Below are 732 nucleotides of genomic sequence, written 5' to 3'. Positions count from 1 at the left end.
CCGCGGGGCCGGTTGAGATCGCGAGTAACATCCCCGTCGTTGCTGACAATCAGCGCTTGGGGAACCTCTTTGTTTTTCTCCATGAAGTCGAACAGCTCCTGGATCATGCCTTGGGCATAAAGGGTGTTATCGGCCTTTTCGCAAACGAATAGGGTCACTCCCAGGGTGGCGGCGTTTCTGCCGCTCAGGATCAGGCTGGCGGCCATGGACTGGTTGTCCGGCCTGGCGGGTGGGCCTAGGGCAAAGGTGGGGATGGGCCAGTAGGCGACGCCATCGCGGGCGGAGTGGCGGAAGGCGGCTCGGGTATTAATGGCCGCGAGGTTTTCACGGTTTTGTAAGAACTCGTGGTACTTTTCCGGGTCTTGCGAATGAATCGAAATGAAGTTGTTATTGGTGTTCTTAATCTTTTTCCAGATAGTAGACTGTTGGTTAGCGTCAATGGCGAGCCCTGCGCCACGGATTTCCAGATCAAACTGTTTTACTTTAAGCCGATCCGCTTCACGTATTGACTCACCTAAATCGCGCAGTTTTGCTTCGTCCGCTCGTGTTTCCGCAGCCAAGGCTTTGCCGGCCGAATGTGCCATGAAAGCCATTAATGTACCGGACAGAATCATGAAGGTTCCGAACTTCATCTGTTCACCTATTTCGTTCAGGGGAATGTCTGGAACATGCGGTATGTCCGCTGAATAAAGGCAATCCTCAGCATTAAGTTCAGGCGCTGCTGATGCTGAG

At 53.4% G+C, this 732-nt stretch carries 1 protein-coding gene; it reads right to left on the bottom strand.

The window, feature by feature from the left end; genetic code table 11:
- On the bottom strand, nucleotides 1-632 hold a 632-nt coding region (locus PMM47T1_RS28475; protein ID WP_008375926.1), incomplete at its 3' end, for a type VI lipase adapter Tla3 domain-containing protein.
- Between the last annotated feature and the right edge of the window lie 100 nt (nucleotides 633-732).

It is taken from the genome of Pseudomonas sp. M47T1, assembly GCF_000263855.1.
Classification (GTDB): domain Bacteria; phylum Pseudomonadota; class Gammaproteobacteria; order Pseudomonadales; family Pseudomonadaceae; genus Aquipseudomonas.
Note: the sequence above shows the minus strand (reverse complement) of the source record. Positions and strands in the feature narration are given on the sequence as shown.